23 protein-coding genes, 1 tRNA gene and 1 pseudogene are annotated in these 21,820 nt (G+C 64.1%); 17 read left to right on the forward strand and 8 right to left on the reverse strand.

The window, feature by feature from the left end; genetic code table 11:
• Positions 1-26 precede the first annotated feature (26 nt).
• The 4 genes from TQ38_RS06015 to TQ38_RS06030 all read left to right on the forward strand — a co-directional run bounded on the left by TQ38_RS06015 (position 27) and on the right by TQ38_RS06030 (position 3,697).
• Positions 27-1,070: a mannose-1-phosphate guanylyltransferase gene (locus TQ38_RS06015; RefSeq protein ID WP_043976391.1), complete on the forward strand. Its 1,044-nt coding sequence runs from the start codon at positions 27-29 to the stop codon at positions 1,068-1,070.
• A complete protein-coding gene (locus TQ38_RS06020; RefSeq protein WP_043976389.1) occupies positions 1,067-1,897 on the forward strand; it encodes a class I mannose-6-phosphate isomerase in 831 nt (276 codons plus the stop codon). Before TQ38_RS06015 ends, TQ38_RS06020 begins: the two co-directional genes overlap by 4 nt.
• Positions 1,898-1,915: 18 nt before the next feature.
• On the forward strand, positions 1,916-2,356 hold the full coding sequence (locus tag TQ38_RS06025) for a DUF2721 domain-containing protein (RefSeq protein ID WP_043976387.1): 441 nt from the start codon (positions 1,916-1,918) through the stop codon (positions 2,354-2,356).
• Positions 2,357-2,434: 78 nt separating this feature from the next.
• Positions 2,435-3,697, forward strand: coding sequence for an MFS transporter (locus TQ38_RS06030; RefSeq protein WP_043976385.1), 1,263 nt, complete (start codon positions 2,435-2,437; stop codon positions 3,695-3,697).
• A gap of 61 nt (positions 3,698-3,758) precedes the next feature.
• Here TQ38_RS06030 and TQ38_RS06035 read toward each other — a convergent pair whose 3' ends face one another.
• Entirely contained in the window at positions 3,759-5,519 is a 1,761-nt protein-coding gene (locus TQ38_RS06035; RefSeq protein ID WP_043976383.1) for a fatty acyl-AMP ligase, read from the reverse strand.
• Between the two features lie 150 nt (positions 5,520-5,669).
• Here TQ38_RS06035 and TQ38_RS06040 point away from each other — a divergent pair, with 150 nt between their 5' ends.
• Entirely contained in the window at positions 5,670-6,263 is a 594-nt protein-coding gene (locus tag TQ38_RS06040; RefSeq protein ID WP_113941890.1) for a regulatory protein RecX, read from the forward strand.
• On the forward strand, positions 6,264-6,755 hold the full coding sequence (locus TQ38_RS06045; protein WP_043976380.1) for a DUF192 domain-containing protein: 492 nt from the start codon (positions 6,264-6,266) through the stop codon (positions 6,753-6,755).
• 24 nt (positions 6,756-6,779) lie between these two features.
• On the opposite strand, the gene TQ38_RS06050 is transcribed toward TQ38_RS06045, so the two are convergent.
• Positions 6,780-7,808, reverse strand: coding sequence for a PHB depolymerase family esterase (locus TQ38_RS06050; RefSeq protein ID WP_052505795.1), 1,029 nt, complete (start codon positions 7,806-7,808; stop codon positions 6,780-6,782).
• Positions 7,809-8,116: 308 nt separating this feature from the next.
• Between TQ38_RS06050 and TQ38_RS06055 the strand changes: the two genes are divergently transcribed.
• Together TQ38_RS06055 and TQ38_RS30850 are read left to right on the forward strand one after the other, a co-directional pair.
• Complete coding sequence (locus TQ38_RS06055) at positions 8,117-8,524, forward strand: NADH:ubiquinone oxidoreductase subunit NDUFA12 (RefSeq protein ID WP_043976378.1); 408 nt, start codon at positions 8,117-8,119, stop codon at positions 8,522-8,524.
• Between the two features lie 245 nt (positions 8,525-8,769).
• A pseudogene (locus TQ38_RS30850) lies at positions 8,770-8,952 on the forward strand (DUF2155 domain-containing protein); the annotation flags it as partial.
• Positions 8,953-8,987: 35 nt separating this feature from the next.
• Here the strand turns inward: TQ38_RS30850 and aat are convergent.
• Complete coding sequence (aat, locus tag TQ38_RS06065) at positions 8,988-9,833, reverse strand: leucyl/phenylalanyl-tRNA--protein transferase (protein ID WP_205316079.1); 846 nt, start codon at positions 9,831-9,833, stop codon at positions 8,988-8,990.
• Between the two features lie 156 nt (positions 9,834-9,989).
• Here aat and TQ38_RS06070 point away from each other — a divergent pair.
• The 4 genes from TQ38_RS06070 (at position 9,990) to nusG (ending at position 12,749) form a co-directional block, all read left to right on the forward strand.
• A tRNA-Trp gene (locus TQ38_RS06070) sits at positions 9,990-10,065 on the forward strand.
• A 232-nt stretch (positions 10,066-10,297) separates the two neighbouring features.
• The gene (locus tag TQ38_RS06075) at positions 10,298-11,839 is read left to right on the forward strand and encodes a hypothetical protein (protein WP_205316080.1); all 1,542 of its coding nucleotides are present in this window, start codon (positions 10,298-10,300) and stop codon (positions 11,837-11,839) included.
• 150 nt (positions 11,840-11,989) lie between these two features.
• Complete coding sequence (gene secE, locus TQ38_RS06080; protein WP_043976377.1) at positions 11,990-12,184, forward strand: preprotein translocase subunit SecE; 195 nt, start codon at positions 11,990-11,992, stop codon at positions 12,182-12,184.
• Positions 12,185-12,212: 28 nt separating this feature from the next.
• The gene (gene nusG / locus TQ38_RS06085; protein WP_043976375.1) at positions 12,213-12,749 is read left to right on the forward strand and encodes a transcription termination/antitermination protein NusG; all 537 of its coding nucleotides are present in this window, start codon (positions 12,213-12,215) and stop codon (positions 12,747-12,749) included.
• Between the two features lie 67 nt (positions 12,750-12,816).
• Here the strand turns inward: nusG and TQ38_RS06090 are convergent, their stop codons facing one another.
• Positions 12,817-13,533: a GNAT family N-acetyltransferase gene (locus TQ38_RS06090; protein ID WP_043976372.1), complete on the reverse strand. Its 717-nt coding sequence runs from the start codon at positions 13,531-13,533 to the stop codon at positions 12,817-12,819.
• 82 nt (positions 13,534-13,615) lie between these two features.
• Between TQ38_RS06090 and TQ38_RS06095 the strand changes: the two genes are divergently transcribed.
• The 4 genes from TQ38_RS06095 to TQ38_RS06110 all read left to right on the forward strand — a co-directional run bounded on the left by TQ38_RS06095 (position 13,616) and on the right by TQ38_RS06110 (position 17,045).
• Positions 13,616-14,695: an acyltransferase gene (locus TQ38_RS06095; protein ID WP_043976369.1), complete on the forward strand. Its 1,080-nt coding sequence runs from the start codon at positions 13,616-13,618 to the stop codon at positions 14,693-14,695.
• Between the two features lie 166 nt (positions 14,696-14,861).
• On the forward strand, positions 14,862-15,293 hold the full coding sequence (gene rplK, locus TQ38_RS06100; protein ID WP_007684062.1) for a 50S ribosomal protein L11: 432 nt from the start codon (positions 14,862-14,864) through the stop codon (positions 15,291-15,293).
• 3 nt (positions 15,294-15,296) lie between these two features.
• Entirely contained in the window at positions 15,297-15,995 is a 699-nt protein-coding gene (gene rplA / locus TQ38_RS06105; protein ID WP_043976366.1) for a 50S ribosomal protein L1, read from the forward strand.
• A gap of 201 nt (positions 15,996-16,196) precedes the next feature.
• Positions 16,197-17,045: a TauD/TfdA family dioxygenase gene (locus tag TQ38_RS06110; protein ID WP_043976364.1), complete on the forward strand. Its 849-nt coding sequence runs from the start codon at positions 16,197-16,199 to the stop codon at positions 17,043-17,045.
• Positions 17,046-17,089: 44 nt separating this feature from the next.
• On the opposite strand, the gene TQ38_RS06115 is transcribed toward TQ38_RS06110, so the two are convergent.
• The 3 genes from TQ38_RS06115 to rimO all read right to left on the reverse strand — a co-directional run bounded on the left by TQ38_RS06115 (position 17,090) and on the right by rimO (position 20,228).
• On the reverse strand, positions 17,090-17,641 hold the full coding sequence (locus tag TQ38_RS06115) for a hypothetical protein (RefSeq protein ID WP_052505788.1): 552 nt from the start codon (positions 17,639-17,641) through the stop codon (positions 17,090-17,092).
• A complete protein-coding gene (locus TQ38_RS06120; RefSeq protein ID WP_043976362.1) occupies positions 17,631-18,392 on the reverse strand; it encodes a molybdopterin-binding protein in 762 nt (253 codons plus the stop codon). Before TQ38_RS06120 ends, TQ38_RS06115 begins: the two co-directional genes overlap by 11 nt.
• Positions 18,393-18,845: 453 nt before the next feature.
• Positions 18,846-20,228 carry a 30S ribosomal protein S12 methylthiotransferase RimO gene (gene rimO / locus TQ38_RS06125; protein WP_043976360.1) on the reverse strand — a complete coding sequence of 461 codons (1,383 nt, stop codon included), beginning with the start codon at positions 20,226-20,228 and terminating at the stop codon, positions 18,846-18,848.
• A 145-nt stretch (positions 20,229-20,373) separates the two neighbouring features.
• On the opposite strand from rimO, the gene TQ38_RS06130 reads away from it, so the two are divergent.
• Complete coding sequence (locus TQ38_RS06130) at positions 20,374-20,766, forward strand: DUF1761 domain-containing protein (protein ID WP_043976358.1); 393 nt, start codon at positions 20,374-20,376, stop codon at positions 20,764-20,766.
• A gap of 6 nt (positions 20,767-20,772) precedes the next feature.
• Here the strand turns inward: TQ38_RS06130 and TQ38_RS06135 are convergent, their stop codons facing one another.
• Positions 20,773-21,819 carry a TrkA family potassium uptake protein gene (locus tag TQ38_RS06135; protein ID WP_043976357.1) on the reverse strand — a complete coding sequence of 349 codons (1,047 nt, stop codon included), beginning with the start codon at positions 21,817-21,819 and terminating at the stop codon, positions 20,773-20,775.
• Position 21,820 lies beyond the last annotated feature (1 nt).

Consider the following 21,820-nt stretch of genomic DNA (forward strand, 5'->3'; position numbering starts at 1 on the left):
GCGTCACCTGACGAGCGAAAGACTTCATGCCCACCATCGTTCCCGTGATCCTTTGCGGAGGCAGCGGCACGCGCCTCTGGCCGCGCAGCCGGGCCTCGATGCCCAAGCCGTTCCTGCCTCTGGTCGGGGACAATACCCTGTTCGAAGCGGCGCTGGCGCGGTGCCCGGCCACCGGCGGCTTCGCGCCGCCGGTCGTGGTGACGGGGCGCCAGCATCTTGCCCATGTCGAAGCGCAGCTTGGTATGATCGACGGCGCGCAGGTCATCGTCGAGCCTTCCGCGCGCAATACCGCCGCTGCCATCGCGCTGGCCGCCTGCCGTCTGCCCGAGGACGCGGTGATGCTGGTCTGCCCCAGCGACCACCACATCGGCAATGCGGATGCTTTCGCCGTGGCAGCCTGCGCGGCGGCCGATCTGGCGCAAGAGGGATGGCTCGTATCGTTCGGCATCGAGGCGACCGCGCCCGAGACCGGTTTCGGCTATCTCAAGCGCGGCGAGGCGATTTCGGACACCGCCTTTCGTACCGCCCAGTTCGTCGAGAAGCCGGACCTGGAACGCGCGAAGGCATTCCTCGCCGAAGGTATCTATGCCTGGAATGGCGGCATCTTCGCATTCCGCGTCAAGGACTTCCTGGCCGAACTGGAAGCGCACCGTCCGCAGATTGCCGCCGGCGTGGCCGCAGCGGTCGCCAAGGGCAGCGAGGATGGCCAGCGCTTCCATCCCGATGCGCAAGCCTTCGCCGCAGTGCCCAGCGATTCGGTCGACTATGCGGTGATGGAAAACACCGCCCGCGCGGCGATGGTGCCCGCCGACATGAATTGGTCAGACATCGGCAACTGGCATGCACTCTATGAGGCGCTGCCAAGCGACGAGAGCGGCAATTCGGTGCGCGGTGCAGGCGCAGCCGAACTGGTCGACTGCCGCAATGTGCTGGTCGACAGCGATGGTCCGCGCGTATCGGTGATCGGGCTGGAGGACGTGATCGTCGTCGTCGACGGCGACGACATTATGATTACCACGGTCGCGGGCGTCCAGAAGGTCGGCAAGCTGTCGGGGGCCGTAAACCAGTGAGTGCGGCCCGCGCAGCGCTGCCGACCCGCCAGGTAGAAAAACCCTGGGGCAAGGACGTGCTGCCTGCGCCTTTCACGGCGCCTGAAGGCATCCGCATCGGTGAGATCTGGTTCGAGCCGCCCGCCGCTCTGCCGGATCTGTTGGTGAAGTACATCTTCACCAGTGAAGCGCTGTCGGTGCAGGTTCATCCCTCCGACGCGCAGACGATCGCCAAGGGCATCGGGCGTCAGGGCAAGGAAGAGTGCTGGCTCATCATCGCCGCCGAGCCGGGGGCGAAACTGGGCATCGGCTTTGACGGCGATCTGGACGAAGCGGCGATGCGCGCAGCGGCGCTCGACGGTTCGATCGAGCACCTGCTGACCTGGCACGATGTTACACCCGGCGATTTCTTCTACATTCCGGCCAACACCGTTCACGCCATCGGCGCGGGGGTGGGCCTGATCGAGGTGCAGCAGAACAGTGACATCACCTACCGCCTCTACGACTATGGCCGCCCGCGCGAACTGCATCTGGATGACGGCGTGGCGGTATCGACGGGCGAGCGGTACGCGCTGGACCGGTGGCACAAGACCGTGGCCCCGCACGGATCGCAGCAATTGGTGGACGGTCCGCTGTTCCTGCTTGATCACGTTGCAGGCGCCCCTTCGCCGGAGGTCGCCGCGCGCTATCCAGCGGCGCTGCTGGTGATCCCGCGCGAGGGTGAGGTCGAAGTCGGCGGCGAGGCCATCGCGCCGGGCGGCTGCGCCATCGCCGCCAGCCTTGCCGACGTGCGCTTTGCGGATAACGGCATCTGTCTGCTCGCCAGGGGCTGTGCAGGCGGAGCGTAAGGCTGCATGAGAGATGGCATGATTGTCCAGACCATCCAACTGGCACTGACCCCGGTCTTCGTGCTGGTGGCCATTGGCAATATCCTCAACATCCTCTCGACGCGGCTTGGCCGGGTGGTTGACCGCGCTCGAACGCTGCAGGAACGTCACGGGTCCACGGAGGGACCGCAGCACGACATGATCGTGAGCGAACTGCGTCTCGTTCACCAGCGGATGACGCTGATTACCCATGCGGTGCGCATGATGGTGCTGTCGGGCCTGGCGATCGGCGTGACCGTGGCCATCCTGTTCCTCTCGGGATTGAGCGGGTCTGACTGGCATACGGCCGCGGCGATGACGTTCCTTGCCTCGATCGTGCTGCTGTTGATCGCGCTGGTGATGTTCCTGCGAGAGACGCAAGTTGCAGCCAAGGCGCTACGCATCCCCAGCGATTATCTGGAACTGCACCGCGAGATTTAGTAGCGTTTCACCAGCATCGCCCTAGCGGTTGGCGATCACGGCGATTGCCTTAGTGTCTCCCGGCAAGAGGAGAGGCATATGGGGATCGGGAGCAAGGCCGGCGGCAACCTGCAGGAATGGCAACGCGGCTGGCCGATCGTCGTGGCGGCGATGGCGGGGTTTTCATTCTTTTCGGTCCTGCTCTCCGCGACGGGCCTGTTCATTGAGCCGCTGGAACGTGAATTTGGCTGGGACCGCGCTACCCTGTCGATGGGGCCGGCGATCGCCACTGCGGTCACGGCGCTGCTTTCGCCTTTTTATGGTGCGCTGATCGACCGCTTCGGTTCGCGCCGGCTTGGCCTGCCCGGCGTGGCAGTGACTATGGCGGCGACCTGCATGTTCTCCTTCGCCAGCTGCTCCAAAGCGCAGTGGGTGATGATGTGGATCGTCTTCGGTTTCATCCTCACCAGCATAAAGTCGACGATCTGGACCACCGCCGTTGCCGGCGCCTTCAATAAGGGCAGGGGGTTGGCGCTTGGCCTCGCCGTTACCGGCCCAGCCATCGCGCAGACCCTGGTGCCGCCGCTGGGTAACTTCCTGATCGAGAGCTTCGGCTGGCGGGCGGCCTACGTATGGTTCGGCCTTGGCTGGGGCGGGGTCACGCTGCTGCTGTGCTGGCTGTTCCTGACCGACGCGCACGACCGTAGGGCGAAGGCGGAAAAAGCGGGCGGGGCGGCCAGCCCCGTTGTTGTCCTGCCCGGCCTTCACAAGCGAGAGGCGCTACGCAGCGCGGCATTGTGGCAGGTCGCGGTGTCCTCGTTCGTAGTTATGATGATGACTATCGGCCTCGCCATGCACCTGTTTCCGATCCTGACCGAGGCCGGGGTACCGCGCGGCCATGCGGCGTGGCTGCTTTCGCTGGGCGGGATCGCCGGCATCATCGGCAAGCTGGTGACCGGCGCGCTGCTCGACAGGTTCCGGCCCAACTGGACAGGCAGCCTGACGATGGGTGTCACTTCGGTAACTTTCGCGGTTCTGATCTGGTGGCTCGATTCGATGCCTGCGCTCATCATCGCGCTGGTCATCAACGGCTATGCAGCGGGCTCCAAGACGCAGATCACAGCGTTTCTCACCGCAGGCTACGCGGGGATGCGCAACTTCGGGATGATCTACGGGCTAATGTCGGCGCTGGTCGCGCTGGCTTCGGGGCTGGGACCCTGGATCGCGGGCAAGGTCTATGATGCCACGGGTAATTACGAGCCATTCCTCTGGGCCGGCGCCATCGCCTGCGCGCTGGGCGGCGCGCTGTTACTGGCGCTGCCGCCGATGCCGCAGTGGGAGGACGAGGAGGCCCCGGCCTGAACAACGAAAAAGGCAGGGAACCGCGCCGGTCCCCTGCCTTTTTTAATGTTTCAGCGCTGCTTCAGGCGGCGAGGTTGAACGGCTCGATTTCACCCGAGAGGTACAGCTTCTTCGCCTTGGCGCGGCTGAGCTTGCCCGAACTGGTGCGCGGCAGGCTCTTGGGCGGGATCAGTTCGACCACACAGTTCATGCCGGTGATCGAGCGCACCTTGTCGCGGATCATCTCGTGCAGTTCGAGGCGCTTGACCGGGTCGGAGACGCGGCAGTGGACAAGCACGGCGGGGGTTTCCTCGCCATTGTCCATCTCCACCGAGAAGGCGGCGATATCGCCGTGGTTGAAGCCCGGCAGCTGTTCCACGGCCCATTCGATATCCTGGGGCCAGTGGTTCTTGCCGTTGATGATGATCATGTCCTTCGCGCGGCCGACGATGAACAGGTAGCCTTGCGCCATGTACCCCATGTCGCCGGTGTCCAGCCAGCCATCGACCATGCAGGCGGCGGTTGCCTCGGGGTCGCGGAAGTAGGAGTGCATGACGCTGGTGCCGCGGCACCAGACCTTGCCGATCTGGTGGTCGCCGATCGTATTATCGTCTTCGCCCCGGATCACTACTTCCATGTCGCGCACGGGCTTACCGCAGTTGACGATGGCGCGGTAGCGAGCAGGGCGTGATAGGTCGCGGGGGCTGCCCGACAGACGCTCTTCCTCGACCAGTTCGACGCGGATGCCTTCGCCCGGCGGCATGATGGTGACAGCCAGGGTCGCTTCGGCAAGGCCGTAGCTGGGCAGGAACGCAGATGCCTTGAAGCCCGCATCAGCAAAGGCGTTGACGAAGCTCTGCATCACGTCGGGGCGAATCATGTCGGCGCCGTTGCCGGCGATGCGCCAGCGCGACAGGTCGAACCGGTCGCCCACGGCGGTCTGGCTGGAGATGCGGCGTGCGCAGATGTCGTAGCCGAAGGTCGGCGAGTACGAAGCCGTCGTCCCTTGGTTGCGGGTGATGAGGTCAAGCCATGCCAGCGGACGGCGTGCGAAATCCTCGGTCTTGAGATAGTCGGTCGAGACCTGGTTGGCGATCATCGACAGGAAGCAGCCGACCAGGCCCATGTCGTGATACCAGGGCAGCCAGGAAACGCAGCGGTCGCTCGGCTGAAATTCCATGCCATGGCTGTGGCTGGCCAGGTTTGACAGCAGCGAACGGTGCGTAACCGCGACGCCGTGGGGGAAGCGGGTCGAGCCGCTGGAATACTGCAGGTAGCAGATGTCGTCCGGGTCGGACTTCGGCAGGTCGACCACGGGGGCGTCCTTGGCGGTGAAGTCATTCCAGGTTGCATGGTTGCAGCCCTGACGCTCGGCGGCAACGCTGGTCATCGCGGCGATTTCGTCGGGGCCGATCAACAAGATCGGGTCCGAACTGGCAAGCTGGACGCAGAGCTGGTCGATGTAGTTGTCCTTGCCGCCGAAGCTGGTGGGCAGGGGCAGCGGCACCGGCCAGGCGCCGGCATAGACGGCGCCGCAGAACAGGGCTGCGAAGTCCACCCCGGTTTCGGCGATGAGGGCGACGCGGTCGTCCTTCTTAACGCCGCGCGCGATCAGCGCATGGGCGACCTTGATCGCATCTTCGCGCAGTTCGCTATAGGGATAGACGCGGGTAAGGGTGCCGCGCGGATCGTGGAAATTGAATCCACGCTGGCCGGTTGCGGCATAATCCAGGGCATCGCCGAATGTGGCGAAGTCGGCGAAGCGGCGCTCCAGCACGTCTTCGTTCGGGGTCGGTGTAAGTGCCTGACCCGTATTTGGCACCAAGCTGATGGTGTCGGCCATGTTTTCTAACCTGTTGTTGTTATACCATTAACTTCGCAAGACCGGCGCTTCTACGCAATCGTTCCTGAACCGTAGATAGCTATGATGCGTCCCTTTACGGTCTTGCGCACTCTCCCCAATCCGAGCCGAGTGTGGCACGAATAGGGCAACATGTCTGACAAGCGTCGCAATGAAGGCCGCAAGGGCCCACCACCTTTGAACCAGACCCGCCTGGAGGAACTGGCGCTGGCCTATGTCGCGCGTTTCGCGACGACGCAAGCCAAGCTGCGCCTTTATCTCCAGCGCAAGGCGCGTGAACGGGGCTGGGACGGCGATGGCGAACATGGCGGCGGCGAAGTGTTCGGAGCGCTGGAGGAACTGGTCGGGCGCTATGCCGAGAAGGGCTATGTTGACGATGCAGCGTGGGCAAAGATGAAGGCGGGCAGCCTGCTGCGGCGCGGCTATGGTGCGCGGCGCGTGGGCGAGGCGCTGGGCCAGGCGGGCGTGAACGAGGATTTGCGTGCGGAGCAGCGGCCGGGGCTGGGCGAGCAGCGCCGCGCCGCGCTGGTGCTGGCTCGGCGGCGGCGCTTCGGCCCTTTCGCGGTTCAGCGCGGCGACAGCGAGGGCGATCCAAAGCTGCGCGACAAACAACTCGCGGCCATGCTGCGGGCCGGGCACCCGCTCGACATCGCACGCCGGATCGTCGAGAGCGACGATGCCGACGCGCTCGAAGAGTGGGGCGAGTCGGAATTCGGAGACGATTGAATGCGCCTGACACGCAGCACTTTTGCCGCAGCCTTCCTTTTCGCCTTTGCCGCCTGTTCGCAGGGCGGCGCGGACGCCGATGCCAAGCCAGCGGCCACGCAGGCGGCGGTTCACCCGGAATCAGGCCTGCGGATCATTCCCCTGAAGGTGAAGTCGCAGAGCGGCGCCCACGCCTTCAAGGTGGAAGTCGCCACCACCGCGCAGGAACAGGCCAAGGGCCTGATGTTCCGCACGCAGATGGGCGCGGACGAGGGCATGATCTTCGTCAACAACCCGCCGCGCCGCGCAGCCTTCTGGATGCGCAACACGGTGATCCCGCTCGACATCATATTCATCGGCACCGATCACCGCATTCTGAACATCGCGGCGAACGCGGTGCCTTATGATGAAACGCCGCTGCCGGCAGACGGCGTGACTTCGGGCGTGCTCGAACTCAATGGCGGGCGCGCCGCGCAGCTGGGTATCAAGGCGGGCGACAAGGTCAGCTGGTAAGGCGCCTGCCGGACCCCGGGCCTGCTAGTCGGCAGGCTTGGCCAGTTCGGCAACCATCGCATTGACGGCGGAAAGCTGGGTGCCGTAGCGCGTCAGGAACGTGCCGGGCCCCTTGCCGTCGTAGCCCCACCAGTCCCAGCAGCCGTTGGGATTCATCGGCATCAGCTGGCTTTTCGCCATTTGCGGGTACAGCATGACGAGGCCGTAGATTTCGGCCCAGCCGTTATAGCCAAGCTGGCGGTACACCGCGTCTCCCACCGTTCCCGCGCCTTGTTCGCAGCCGTGGAACACGACGTGGACCGGACAATGCGCGGCGGCCTCGCGGCAGCGGGCGGGCACATAGAGGTAGCCCGTATCGTCGAAGCTCGACAGCGGCGCGCGGAACGGTGACTGGTTGAAAGCGATCGGATCGCCGGCAAGTTGGTTGCCCACAGCTGGCGGGTCGCCGAAGATCTGCTTCAGGATGGCAGCGGGCTGATCGTAGAGGCGGCGGCCCTGCTTGCACTTGTTGATGAACGGGGCGGCCAGCACTTTGCAGCCGTTGCCGGTCTCATCCGAAATGAAAGCGTGGTTCGCGCCCATGGCCGAGACATAGGCGATGTTCGCCTCAGGCACTTTTAGGTCGAGGTAGAACTGGCGCAGCGCTGCCATGGTCGCGGCCGAAACCGTGGTGTCGGCCGTGCCGTGGAAAAGATAAATTCGCTGGCGGGCGGTGTTGGGCAGCGGATCAATCAACCCGAACGCCTGATAATTGAGCGCAAGTGAGTAGGAGCCTGCAGGCGAAAGCCCGGAACCGGCCATGCAGGCGAGGGCGTCCACTGCGCCGAGCACCCCGCAGCCATAAGGTCCGCCTGCGACAATCCCTGCGCCGATGGTGCTTTTCGAAAAGGCGGCGGCATATTGCACCGCCATGAAACCGCCCGAGGACAGGCCCGACACCGAGGTCCGCTGCGCATCGGTGCCAAGATGTGGCAGCGGCGCAGGGTCTGCGCCGGCGGCCGGGGCCATGAGGCCGGCGAGCAGACAGGCTATCGCGGCGAACAGATGGCGCATGACGAAATATTCCCCCACCGACACGAATGCCGCAAACCGCATTGGTGTTTGCCCGGCATTACCCAAGTTGAAGCCTGACTCATGTTGGCCCCGCTGTCCAGTCCGCCTGCCTTCAAAATGGCCGCGTTTCCGGGCTTGGCGCCATGTATCGCAAGGACGTCTGCGCAAGGCTCGTCCGGCGTGTTCCTGCCTGCGGTTTCTCGGTGCGGACGAGAATCGTTGCACTGCAACCGGATAAGCGCAGTTCGCGCCGGAAGACGCCTCAATGCGCTTGCCTTAGGGGGGGCAGAGAGGCTAACGCGCGGCTCATGGGAATCCTGTCCAATATCTTCACCTGGTGGGACGGCGCCACCATCGGCACCTCGCTCTGGAGCGCGCGTAACGGCGAGCAAGTCGGCACCGACGCGCAAGGGAACAAGTATTTTCGTTCCAAGAGCGCCAAGGTCAGGACGACCGAGGGCTATGAGCGCCGCTGGGTGATCTACGTCGGCGCCAACGATGCCAGCAACGTCCCTTCCGAATGGCACGGCTGGCTGCACCATTCTTATGACGGCGTGCCCGAAAGCCATCTGCCGGCGCCGCGCATCTGGGAAGTGGACTATACCCCCAACGCCACCGGCACCGTTTCGGCTTACCGTCCGCAGGGCGCGCTGGAGCGTGGTGGACGCCGGGCTGCCGCCACCGGCGATTACGAAGCCTGGTCCCCGGACGCCTGAGGGCGAGGCCTGTGATTCGGGTGAAGGGTCTTGTCGCGATCTCGCTGCTGTCAGTCCTCGCGGCCTGCGGCAGCGGTGAACCCGCTCCCGAAGCGCAGGACACCGGCGTTCCCGACGCTATCGCCGGGATGCAGGCCGGGCCAGCGCAAGCGGCCCGCGGCGCTCAGATCGGCACGCCCAACAAGGACCGCGTGGTCACGATCGGCGTCCTCAACAAACGCAACAACCTGACCCAGGACCTGGTGATGAAGCCGGGCGAATCGCGGCGCCTGGGCAATCTGGTCGTCAAGGTGTCGACTTGCGAGAAGTCGCTTCCCTGGGAGCGGCCGCAGGAAGAAGGTGCCTTCGTTCAGGTGTTCGTCGAGGAACGGCGCACCACGGCTGAGAAACTGGCCTGGCACAAGGTCTTTTCGGGCTGGCTGTTCAAGAATGCGCCGTCGCTCAATGTCGTGGAACATCCGATCTACGACGTCTGGGTGAAAGCCTGCGCGATGAGCTTCCCAGGCGAAGAGGCGAGCCCGCAAGACGCCGCGTCGTCCAGCAGCGCCAAAAAGGCGTCGGGCAGTGCCAGCACGCCGTCGCCGGCAGCAAGCGCGTCCCCCACCGCAACTCCGGCTCCCGCCGAACCTGAGCCGGTCGAAGAACCCGTCATCCAGTGATCGCCTCGCTCTGAGGCGTGCCCGACCTGCGCCTTCTGGAGCAGGGCCAGATATTGCTTCTGCGGCATTTCCACCGCGCCCAACGAGGCGAGGTGAGGGGTCATGAACTGACAGTCCAGCAGGCTGGCGCCGCCGCGCCGCAAAGCCGCGACAAGCCAGGCCAGCGCTACTTTCGACGAATCGCTCACCCGTGAGAACATCGATTCGCCGCAGAACACCCGGTCGAAGCCGACGCCGTAGAGTCCGCCGACCAGTTCGCGCCCTTGCCGGCCTTCCTGCCAGACCTCGATCGAGTGGGCATGGCCCAGGAAATGCAGGTTTTCGTAGCTGGCCTGGATGCGCTCGCTGATCCAGCTGCCGCCATCCTCGATGTCCTCATGCTCGGGCTTGACCCGGCGCGGCGCGGCACAAGCGTCCATAACTTTGGAGAACGCTTCGTTGCAGGTCACCGTGAAGCGCCCACGGCGTAAGGTGCGCGCCAGCGAGTGGGATACGCGCAGCGCCTCCAGCGGGAGGATCGCCCGCAGGCGCGGCTCGATCCAGAAGATTTCCGGGTCGTCGCGGCTGTCCGACATCGGGAATATCCCGCTGCGATAGGCGAGCATGAGCAGTTCGGGCTCAATGATCGGAGTGGATCGGGGCGCGTGCACGTCCCCGCCCTAGCAGATCGCGGGGGAGGAGGGGAATCCATATGCCGAAAGGGTGTTTTTCGCGTACTCGGAGGTAGCCGAACGACCAAACCGGCTTTCCGTCACAATCATCGCTTGTAATCCCCGGCAGGTCGATCTAGAGGCCAGCCCGCCCGCAGGAGTGTAGCTCAGTTGGTAGAGCATCGGTCTCCAAAACCGAGGGCCCACGGTTCGAGTCCGTGCACTCCTGCCAGCATCTTTCCAAACATCGTGATAATATTCCCCTCGGGGAACGCCCCGTTCGGGTTCCGACGCCGCGCGGGGTCTGCTGCATATTGCGACGGGGCGCGGCGCACGATAGCGTTGCATTCCCTTGCCTATTGCACCGCGAGGACTAGGAGAACGCGTCCGCCGATTCGGACGTGGCCCATGCCTTGGCGCCGCGGCTGCCGGGTTGGGTACAGCGGGGAAAGATCCAGTCTCACATGCACGCCAGCGCGCATCCTGAAACGCAACTGGCCGGAACGGCCGCGCCCGAAGCCGGGGTGGTAAGCGACAGCTACCGCCGCACCCGCCACGAGGCGGTGTGGATGGGCTTCGTGCTGTCCTGCCTGGCGATGCTGCCGGTTCTGCTGGCCTGGACCCCGCAGATGACCGATTATCCCTCGCACCTTGCCGGGTACAAGATCATGCTTGACCACGGGCACGATCCGTTCCTGACGCGCTATTTCCTATTCAAATGGGAATTAACCGGAAACCTCGGCGCCGAACTGCTGATGGTGCCGCTCACCCCGCTGCTTGGGCTGGAAGAGGCGGGGCGTTTCATCGTCGCGATAATCCCGTTCCTCAGCGGGATGGCGATAATGGCGGTCGAATGGAGCCTCAGGAAGCGAATCGGGGTGGGTGCGATCCTTGCCTTCGCGATGATCTGGTCGCCTTCGCTGCTGATGGGCTTCCTCAACTATTCGCTTTCGCTGGCCTTCGCGCTGTTCGCGTTCGCCGGCTGGGTGAGGCTGGAGGGCTGGCGCTGGCGGTGGGCGGTGATGATACCTGTCAGCTTCGTGGTGTGGATCTGCCACGTCTCGGGCTGGGGCGTGATGGGCGTGCTGATGTTCGGTTACGAATGGTCGCGCCGGCAAAGCTGGCTGGACTGGCGCCCGTTCCTCAAGCCCTGGCCGTTGATCTTCCCGCTGCTACCGATGCTGCTGGGCATGGGCGCCAACGGCAAGATGTCTTACGGGCGCTGGGGTGTGCTCGAGTACAAGTGGGGCATTCTCTATAAATCGATGCGCAGCTACGATCAGGTGCTGGACATCACCAGTCTGTGTCTGGTGTTGGCAGTGGTGGCCGCAGCTCTTGTGATCCGCCGTTTCGACGGCCGGGTGGGCTGGGCGGCATTGATTCTGCTGATCCTCACGCTGATCGTGCCGCGCCAGATTTTCGGCGGCGACTATGCCGATTACCGTCTCAGCACCGCCGCATTGATGGTGGCCTGCATGGCTATCGACTGGCCGGTGCCGCGTTGGGGGCTGGCGCTTGCGGGACTGCTGTTCAGCGTCCGCATCGCCGTGACCAGCGTGGTCTGGTTCCAGGACGGGCAGACCGCAAAGCAGCTGATCGGTGCGCTCGACCACGTGCCTGAAGGCTCGCGAGTGGCGACTGCGGTGGCGATCCCGCGTACCCAGTGGCTGTTCGGCCCGTTCGAGCATTTCGGCAGTTTCGCGGTCGTGCGGCGCAGCGCAATGGAGAATTCCAACTTCGCGCTGCCCGACGTCCACATGCTTTCCATGCGTGAGACGCGCTACCGCTTCAACGATCCCACGCAGCGGATTCTCTACTCGCCGAGCCAGCGGATCGACCTGCGCAAGTTCAAGCCTGCGCGCCATGCCGACTACCTCTGGTTCATCGGTACGAAGAAGCCGGTGGCGGTGCCGGAGGGTGCGCGGATCGTCTATGCGACGCCAAACTCGTTCCTTGCGCGGCTTCCGAACGCGGTGGACCTTGCAAATCCGGCAGACGGAAGCTAAGTCCCCGTTTCCTTCCGACAAGCGGACCTCACTAGCCCCTCCCGGCCCCGGCCGGGGCGGCGATGGCCCCTAGCCGGAAGACACGAGACATTTTTCCGCGCCCGGCATATCGCCGGGCATCAGGCAAGTGACACGAGAGAGCGACGTAAGATGGCCAAGACTACTCCCGGCGAATTCATGCGCCAGGTCCAGGCGGAAGCGCGCAAGATCCATTGGCCCTCGCGCCAGGAGACGGTGACGACGGCGATCTTCGTCGGCATCATGACGGTGCTTCTCGCTGTGTTCTTCCTGGGTATCGACGCGCTGTTCGGTTGGATCGTCAGCTCGCTGCTGTCGGCCCTGTGATCGCGATTTAGGACACGAAGAGACAACCATGGCCCGCTGGTACATCATCCACGCTTATTCCGGCTTCGAGAACAAGGTGAAGGAATCCATCCTCTCGGAAGCCGAGCGGATGGGCCTCTCGCAGCTCGTCGAGGACGTGCAGGTTCCCGCCGAGACGATCACCGAAGTCAAGCGCGGCAAGAAGGTACAGGTCGAGCGCAAGACCATGCCCGGCTACGTCCTTGCCAAGCTGCATCTTAGCGACGACGTCTATCACCTTGTGAAGAACACCCCCAAGGTGACCGGCTTCCTCGGTTCCAGCGGCAAGCCGCAGGCGATCAGCGAGAACGAGGCCAAGCGCTACTTCGGCGCCGCCGAACTCGCCGCCGCCGCACCGAAGAAGACGATCAGCATCGACTACGAGATCGGCGATTCGGTGAAGGTCCTCGACGGTCCCTTCGCCAGCTTCAACGGCATCGTGGAAGAACTCGACTTCGACAAGAACCGCGTCAAGGTCGCCGTGTCGATCTTCGGCCGCGCTACGCCGGTCGAACTCGAATTCGAGCACGTCGAACTCAGCAAGTAATTCGGTTAAGTTCTGGGGGAGCCGGTTTGATCCGGCCTTCCCGAACTTCCTGTCGCCCCGCGGTCTTTCAGGCTTGCGGGGCGAACTGCGTCAGGCGCACTTGTATCCGCTGAGCGAAGCCCAGTCTGCGGTACAGCGATAGCGCGGCCTTGTTGTCGGCGTAGCTGTGCAGGATCGGCGTGCGGCCGCCTTTGCGTATCGCCGCTACGACCCGCAGGGATAACGCGGTGGCAAGGCCGCGCCCGCGCGCATCGGGGTGGGTGCACACGGCGCTGACTTCCACGTAACGGCCGGTGCGCAGGCGCTGCCCGGCGATGGCCAGCAGGCGCCCGTCCTCGCGAACGCCCCAGAAAGCGCCCAGTTTACCGGTCCGTTGGGCAAAGGGACCGGGCGCGGTCAGGCTGGCAAGGGCCAGCATTTCCGGGAAGTCTACCTCCGACAGGGGGGTGAGGCGCGGATCGCTGGCAGCACTTGCGGCTGCGGCTTGGGCAACCTCGTCTCCTGTGAAGACCATCTGCACGCCCTCGACCGAATTGACGATCTCCGCGCCGGGCACGGTCACCGGTTCGCCCGGCTGCATGATCGCCAGCGGTCCGGATTCGCGGATGAGTTCGCCCAGTTCTGCGAGGCTCTGCGCCGACAGGTCGCGCATCGCCGCCAGCGGGCCGATAGCGGGGTCGAAGCGCCGCGCCCTCGGCGTGCCGATGGAAAAGCGTGCCTGCTCGCCGCTCAGCGCGGTCCAGATCAGGTTGTCGAGTTCGTGGGGCTGCGCGGGTTTGTCCATGATCCGGCGGATATGGAGTTCCTTCGGATGATCGGGAAGCGATTATCGCGTTTTTAACCGTGTTCATGCCAAGGCTCGCACCATGAGCGCGACCAGACCCACGGACCAAGGTGCATTCGAGGCGGGAACGCGGCTGACCCGGCTCGACGGCCTTCGCGGCCTGGCGGCCTGCGGGGTCGCGTTTCTGTACCATCCGCTACTAGAATTCGACCCGGGCGTCATGGACCAAGCTCCCGGCGCCGCGCTCTGGCTGCGAAGCTGGGGCTGGACCTTCGTTGACCTGTTTTTCCTGATCTCGGGCTATATCTTCGCGCACGTCTACCTGCTGGAAAACCGCCTCGACCGCAGCGCGATGAAAGACTTCGCGGTGGCGCGGATCGCGCGGCTCTATCCGCTGCACCTGCTGACGCTGATCGTCTGCGCGGTGATGCTGGGCGGCGAAAGCGTCAATACGTGGCAGGCGTTCGTGGCCCATCTGTTCATGATGCAGGCGTTTGCCGAGTCGGCGATGCACACGTTCAACGGGCCGAGCTGGTCGATCTCGGTTGAACTTGTCTGCTATGCGCTGTTCGTGCTGGGCGCGGTGCGCGGCGACCGGACCCTGCGCATCGTTACTGTCGCTGCGATCCTGGTGGCGTTAACGCATTTCATAGTCCAGAATCGCCCCGGTGCGCCCTGGGCGGGCGACGGGGTCCCACGCGGCCTGCTCAGCTTTTTCCTCGGCCAGGCGCTCTGGCGCTGGCGAACCGAACTGGGCAGGGTGCCGGCGGTTCTGCTGGTCGTCCTGTTCATCGCGGGCCTGTGTATCGACGTGGGCGGTCCCAGCCGACTTCTGGCGATATCCTTCCTGTCCTGGACCTCGGCCCTGCTGCTGGCGATGCGGGTGCCTTTCATGGGTGGGCGCGTCCTTGCCTGGCTCGGCGACCGCAGTTATGCCGTCTACCTCATCCATTTTCCAATACTCAAGCTGGTGATCCCTTTCTTGGCAACGGTGACGACGGGATGGCAATCGGCGGCGATAATCCTGGCCTATGCCGTCGTTGTCCTGGCCCTGAGCGACATCATTTATCGCTGCTTCGAAGTCCCTGCGCGCCGGGCGATCCGGGCGGGATGGGAGCGCCGGTCCACGGCGAAATCGGTGTCAGGCATCAGCCCCGCCTGAACGCTCTTTCCTTTTGCCGGCGTTTCGTTTAGGGGCGCCCCCTTCGGACCGGCCTTGCGCCGGTGTGATTCCCTTGCGGGAGGGCGGCTCGTTCGCCCGTCATAACCGCTAGGCATGAGCGTTCCCGGCTTTCGGGCGCGCGACAGTGTGAAAAAGGAGCGGCCTCATGGCCAAGAAGATTACAGGTTACATCAAGCTGCAGGTTCCGGCCGGCAAGGCCAACCCGTCGCCGCCGATCGGTCCGGCGCTGGGTCAGCGCGGCGTGAACATCATGGAATTCTGCAAGGCGTTCAACGCCGCCACGCAGGAACTCGAGAACGGCATGCCGATCCCGACCATCATCACCGTCTACGCGGATCGCAGCTTCACCTTCATCACGAAGACGCCGCCCGCCACGTTCCTGATTAAGAAGGCCGCCGGCCTGAAGTCGGGTTCGAAGGAGCCGGGCAAGGTGTCTGCCGGAACGATCAAGATGTCGCAGCTATCCGAGATCGCTCAGGTCAAGATGGCTGACCTCAATGCCAACGACATTGACGCGGCAACGAAGATCATTGCAGGCTCCGCTCGCGCGATGGGCCTCCAGGTTGTGGAGGGCTAATCCATGAAGACCACCAAGAAGCAGAAGTCCCTGGGCGAAACGCTGGGCGACAACATGAAGCTCTACGCCGTCGGCGAAGCGCTGCAGGCCCTGCGTGACCTCAAGACCACCAAGTTCGACGAGACGATCGAAGTCGCGCTGAACCTGGGCGTCGATCCGCGCCACGCCGACCAGATGGTCCGAGGCATGGTTTCGCTTCCCGCCGGTACCGGCAAGGAAGTTCGCGTTGCCGTGTTCGCCAAGGGCGACAAGGCTGCCGAGGCTCTGGCCGCTGGTGCCGACAAGGTTGGCGCTGAAGACCTCATGGAAGACATGCAGGCCGGCAACCTCAACTACGACCGCGTCATTGCCACCCCGGACATGATGGGCGTCGTGGGTCGTCTCGGTAAGCTGCTGGGCCCCAAGGGCCTGATGCCGAACCCGAAGCTGGGCACCGTCACCCCGAACGTGACGCAGGCCGTGAAGGACGCCAAGGGCGGCCAGATCGAGTTCCGCGTCGAGAAGCAGGGCATCATCCACGCCGGTATCGGCAAGATGTCGTTCTCGGACGAAGACCTGACGAAGAACTTCTCGGCATTCGTCGACGCGATCGTCAAGGCCAAGCCGTCGGGCGCCAAGGGCAAGTACCTGCGCAAGATCTCGATGTCGTCGTCGATGGGCCCCGGCCTGAAGATCGACACCACCGAGGTTACCGGCGCCTGATCCTTCAGGACCGCTGAACAGATTGAGGGCCGGGAGGGGAAACCTTTCCGGCCCTTTTCTTTTGCGCGTCACACTTGGCTGCCGGCACTGGACTTGCACGCCCTTGCGATCCCGTTCCCCCAACCGTTTACGCTTGCGGAAATCCGGTGTAATGCGATGCTGTACATATGTTCAGCAACACCTCCGGGAGAGGCGGCCCAAATGGCTATTCGTTTCGAAGACATCAAGGAATTCATCGGCTCGCGCGTGCTCTGGGATGACCGCGCCGACCTGTTCACGCCCGAGGCCGCGAAGCTGATTCGCGCCAAGGTGGAGGAGCGCACCGTGCTCGTCTTCCCGCAGGTGAACCTGACTGATGCCGAACAGCTCGCCATCACTAATGCGATGGGCGAAAAAATCCGCCTGACCGCGCGCAACAACGTCCAGAGCAACGACGGCGACGTCTACCAGGTTACCCTCGACGAGAAGATCAACCCGCAGCCGGAATACGTGCTGGGGACCTTCTTCTGGCACATGGATGGCATCACCGTGGACATGCCGCCGCCGTTCGCCACGCTGCTTTCCTGTCGCATCGCGCCGGACAAGGGCGGCGAAACCGAATTCGCCAGCACGTATGCGGCATACGAGGGCCTGCCTGACGAGGAGAAGGAAGCGCTCGAGGGCCTAAAGGCCGTCCATTCGGTGCGCGCCAGCCTCTCGCCGATCGCTGACGCCATTCCCGAAAAGCACCGTGAGCGAGTGCTTAGCATCGGTCTCGTCAAGGAACATCCGCTGGTCTGGACGCACGAATCCGGACGCAAGTCGATGGTCGTGGGCACCACTGCCGATCACATTGTCGGGATGGAGGTGCCGGCCGGGCGCGCGATGCTTATCCGATTGCAGGAATGGGCGGCGCAGCCCGCGTTCTCGCTGCGGCACAAATGGACCCAGGGGGACTTCGTGATCTGGGACAACACCGGCGCGATGCACCGTGCAATCCCTTACGACAAGTCGACAGGCCGCATGATGCACCGCACGTCGATTGCCGGGACGGAAGCTGTCGCCGCCTGATCTTCGCGTCGCCTCGGATCTGATTCGAGACGGCGCGGCAATCCTTAGCGCAGCGGTGCGAGGTTGGCCGCCGTGTAGCATTCCACGAGATAGGCCAGCGGACGTCCATCGGGCAGCATCAGCATTGCCTGATGGGTCGAGATGGTGTCCGCCGGGCAATTGTCCCGCGGGCCCGCCACCGTGGAAATCGCCTTGCGCCGGAAGCCGAGCGGCGCGACCACTTTGCCGAACGGCGCATCGCTGCGGGCCAGCGCCTCGTTCATCGGCGCGGTGAGGCGCGAAGGGACATACCAGTTCCACGCCACTGACAGCACCGTGCCGCCGCAGCTCAGCCTGACATTGCGCATGGCCAACGCCTCGTTCGAGGCGAGGCCGAGCACGGCGGAAAGGTCGGTGGGCGGCGGGGTATGCCCATTCGCCAGAGTTTGCGCAGTGACGTGTGCCGGATCGGCCAGCCCGCGCATCGTGCACCATTCCTCCAGCGCCAGCGTTGCGCTGTCATGGCGGCGCAAGGTAGCTTCGAAGTCCTCAAGCGTGGGGGTAGCAGTCACAGTGCCGGCCATTGCCGCGAGAGCAAACAGCAGCTCAGATGCCACCCGGCACCGCCGGCTTGCCGATCGCAGCCAACCCATCGATGAGCGCTCGGCTGCATGCGGTGAGGTCCTCGGCACTGACCGAACGGATCACGAAGTTGGCGCCGGTGCGCCCTTCGGCCCAGAACGGGTATGAGCCGATCTGGCAGGTGGCGAAGGCCTTTTCGGTATCGCCCAGAAGCTGCGCGACTTCGCTTTCACCCACCCAGCAGCCAACCGTCTCGGACAGGAGAGGCGCGCCGCCTTCGAGCTGACCGGAAAGCGCATCGAGCATCCCGGCGGTGATGCTGGGCACACCCGCCATGATGAAGACATTGCCGCAGCGGATGCCAGGTGCGCCGGTGTAGCGGTTGGGGATCAGGGTGGCGCCTTCCGGGGTACGCGCCATGCGCAGGCGCGCTTCGGTGAGGCCGCCGCGCGTCTCGTAGTAGCTTTCCAGGATCGCCCGCGCCTCGGGGTGGACGATGGCGGGCACGCCCAAAGCCAGAGCGATGGCGTCGACAGTGATGTCGTCGTGGGTGGGGCCGATGCCGCCTGTGGTGAACAGATAGTCGTTGCGCGCTCGCAGGGTGTTCACAGCCTCGACGATGGCATCGGGCTCGTCGGCCACCACGCGCACTTCCTTGAGGCGGATGCCCTGGATCTGCAGCCAGGTTGCGATCTGGGCGATGTTCTTGTCGTGGGTGCGTCCCGACAGGATTTCGTCGCCGATGACGACGAGGGCGGCGGTGAAGATTCGCTGCGTAGGGGCCATGCCCGCATCGCTAGGACAAATGTGCGCCCGGGGCTAGTGCCGGGCGCTGCGTTGCAGCGCGGACGACGGGCGAAAAATGCCGGAACCACCCAAAAAGAAAGGGCCGGTCCGAAGACCAGCCCTGAGAAGTTTTGGGAGAGGATGCCTGAAAGGCACGTTCTTTATGTCTCAAGGCCGCCTATGCTGCAAATGCGAAAAACTTTAGCAACATTGCGTGTAATGCAACTTTAACATCGCGTGGGCGGACGCGCGGGAGCGGCGTCGCGAGGCCGTCTCAGCGACTTGGCGAATGCAAAAAAGAAAGGGCCGGTCCGAAGACCAGCCCTATAAAAGTTTTGGGAGAGGATGCCTGAAAGGCCTGATCCGTATGCGAGAAACCGACGATTCCCGCAAATGTGAAAACCTTTACATGGGTTGCAAGGAATGCAACTAGCAGGCGTCCATCGTGATAAATCAGGCTGCGTCGATCACGCCATAAAGGTCGTGCTCGTCAGCATCCTCGACAATAACTTCAACGATATCACCAACTTGTAGGGCGCCGCCGACATCGCGGAGGAACACGTTACCGTCGATCTCCGGGGCGTCAGCCTGCGAGCGGCCGGTTGCGCCGATATCGCCTTCTTCGTCTGCATCGCCGATTTCGTCGATGATGACTTGCAGCTTGCGGCCCACTTTGGCCTGGAGCTTGGCCGCGCTGATCGCGGCGGTCTTCTCCATGATGCGGGCGTAGCGCTCTTCCTTGACCTCTTCCGGCACGGCGCCGGGGAGGTTGTTGGCGGCTGCGCCTTCCACTTGCTCGAAGCGAAACGCGCCGACCCGGTCGAGCTGCGCTTCTTCAAGCCAGTCGAGCAGATATTCGAAGTCCGCTTCGGTTTCGCCGGGGAAACCGACGACAAAGCTGGAGCGGATCGCGATGTCCGGGCAGATTTCGCGCCAGTTGCGCAGGCGGCCCAGCACCTTCGCCTCGTTGGCGGGGCGCTTCATGGCCTTGAGCACCGAAGGCGCGGCGTGCTGGAACGGAATGTCGAGGTACGGCGTCAGGAGCCCTTCCGCCATCAACGGGATCACCGCGTCGACGTGGGGGTAGGGGTAGACGTAGTGCATGCGCACCCAGGGACGGCGGCCCTGCGAATCGCTCAGTTGACCGAGTTCGCGCGCGAGGTCGGTCATGTGGGTGCGGACGGAATGGTCCTTCCACATGCGTTCTTCGTGCCGGACGTCGACGCCGTAGGCCGAGGTGTCTTGGCTGATGACCAGCAGTTCGCGTGTTCCGGCCTGAACCAGTTTTTCCGCCTCGCGCAGCACGGCGTCGATGCGCCGGCTTGCCAACTTGCCGCGCAACGACGGGATGATGCAGAAGGAGCAGGCGTGGTTGCAGCCTTCGGAAATCTTGAGGTAGCTGTAGTGGCGCGGCGTCAGCTTCACGCCGGCCTCGTCATAGGCATGCGGGATCAGGTCGACGTAAGGTGACAGTTCCGGCGGCGCAGCCTCGTGGACGGCCTCGACGACCGCCTCATACTGGTGCGCGCCGGTGACGGCGAGGACCTGTGGGAACTTGGCGCGAATGACATCGGCCTCGTTGCCCATGCAGCCGGTCACGATGACGCGTCCGTTTTCGGCGATCGCCTCGCCGATGGCGGCAAGGCTTTCTTCCTTGGCGGAATCAAGGAAACCGCAGGTGTTGACGAGGACCACGTCGGCGCCGGAATAATCCGCGCTCATGGTGTAGCCGTCGGCACGCAGGCGCGTGAGGATACGCTCGGAATCTACGAGCGCCTTGGGGCAGCCGAGGCTGACCATGCCGACCTTGGGCGGATTGGGGATTTCTATTGCCATGGGATTGGCGCGGCCGATACTCTCATTCGCCGCGCGAGTCACGAAAAACGAATCAGCGTGTGAAAAGCACTGCTCGCCAAGCGCGCTTGCGTATCCCTTCGTGGCCTGCAAGACAGGTCACTATTGAACAAAAAGGGAAGATGCGATGGGTCCTGTGAACTGGCTGGCGGTGGTGCTTGCCGCCGCACTCGCGCTGGCGATCGGGATCGTCTGGAATGGTCCGATGTTCCGCAGCGGGCGTCAGCTCATTTCCGGCAATGGTGAACGGGCCAGCGGTTTCATGGTTGCGGGGGTCGTCCTGCTGATCAGTTCGATCATGCTCGGCCACAGTTTCGCGCGGATCGGGGCAGAGACCCTTGCGGCGAAGCCATGGCTTTACTTCATGCAGACGGGCGGCGTCGCCATCGCCTTCGTCATTCCCTCGGTGTGGCTGACGCACCTGCGCAATCGCACCGAGCCGATGCGCCGGGTGATTGATTGCGCGTTCTGGCTGGTAGCATACCTAGCCATGGGCCTGGTTTTCTGGATTCTGGCCTGAGCGCGTTCAGTCCGCCGATGCTTCCTTGACGCAGGTGGCGGCAATTTCGACGATGATATCACCCGGCTCCAGGCTGTGCGCCTCTGCCTCCCAGAAACCGATGGCCTTGTCGCCGCGGTAGATGCGCAGCCCCTTGCCGGTCGGGATCTGCTCCAGCGGCTTGCCGATCTCGCTGGCGGAGACGGGACGTTCGATCAACTGGACGCGCCCGCCTACCGAGGCGAGGTCGGACATGTATTCGGCGATGTGCTGGCCTTCCGCCGATCCCGCCAGCAGCAGCCCGGTAAAGCGCACCGGATTGATGACGTTGTCTGCCCCGGCCTGCCGCGCCAGCAGTTCGTTGTCGTTCGCGCGAACGACCGCAGTGATCGGCACGCCCGGCGCCACGTGGCGCGCGGTGAGGACGATCAGGATCGTCGTATCGTCGCGCCCGGCGGAGATCAGGATCGAACGGGCTAGGTTGATGCGTACCGCCGCCAGAGTTTCGTCACGGGTCGCATCGCCTTCCAGCACGTTGCAGCCGGTCTGCTCGGCGAGCCGCAGCCGCGCCGATGACGGGTCGACGACGACGATGCACGAGGGGTCGGTGCCGCGCTCGATCAGTTCCTCCACGGCTTCCGAGCCGCTGACGCCGTAGCCCAGCACGACGATATGGTCGGCCAGGCGCTCCTGTATGCGCTTCATGCGCCACGTCTCCCAGCTACGCTTGATGATGAAGTTGTAGGCGGTGCCGACGAAGATGAAAATCACCGCGAATCGGATCGGGGTGACGATCACCGCCTCTATCAGCCGCGATTTGTCGCTCACCGGGGCGATATCGCCAAAGCCCGTCGTAGTGATCGAGATCATCGTGAAATAGAACACGTCGAGGAAGCTGACCGCGCCGTCGTGCGTGTCCTTGAGGCCGTCGCGGTCGATCCAGTGGATGATGACCACGAAGAACACGAGGGCGAAGGCGCCGCCCAGCCGCAGCGCCACGTCGGCCCAGACCGGCAGGTCTACGGCGCGGCGCAGCGGCTTGCTCAGGGCGAGGGGCGGGCGCCTTTGTTTCATG

The organism is Novosphingobium sp. P6W (assembly GCF_000876675.2).
Classification (GTDB): Bacteria; Pseudomonadota; Alphaproteobacteria; order Sphingomonadales; family Sphingomonadaceae; genus Novosphingobium.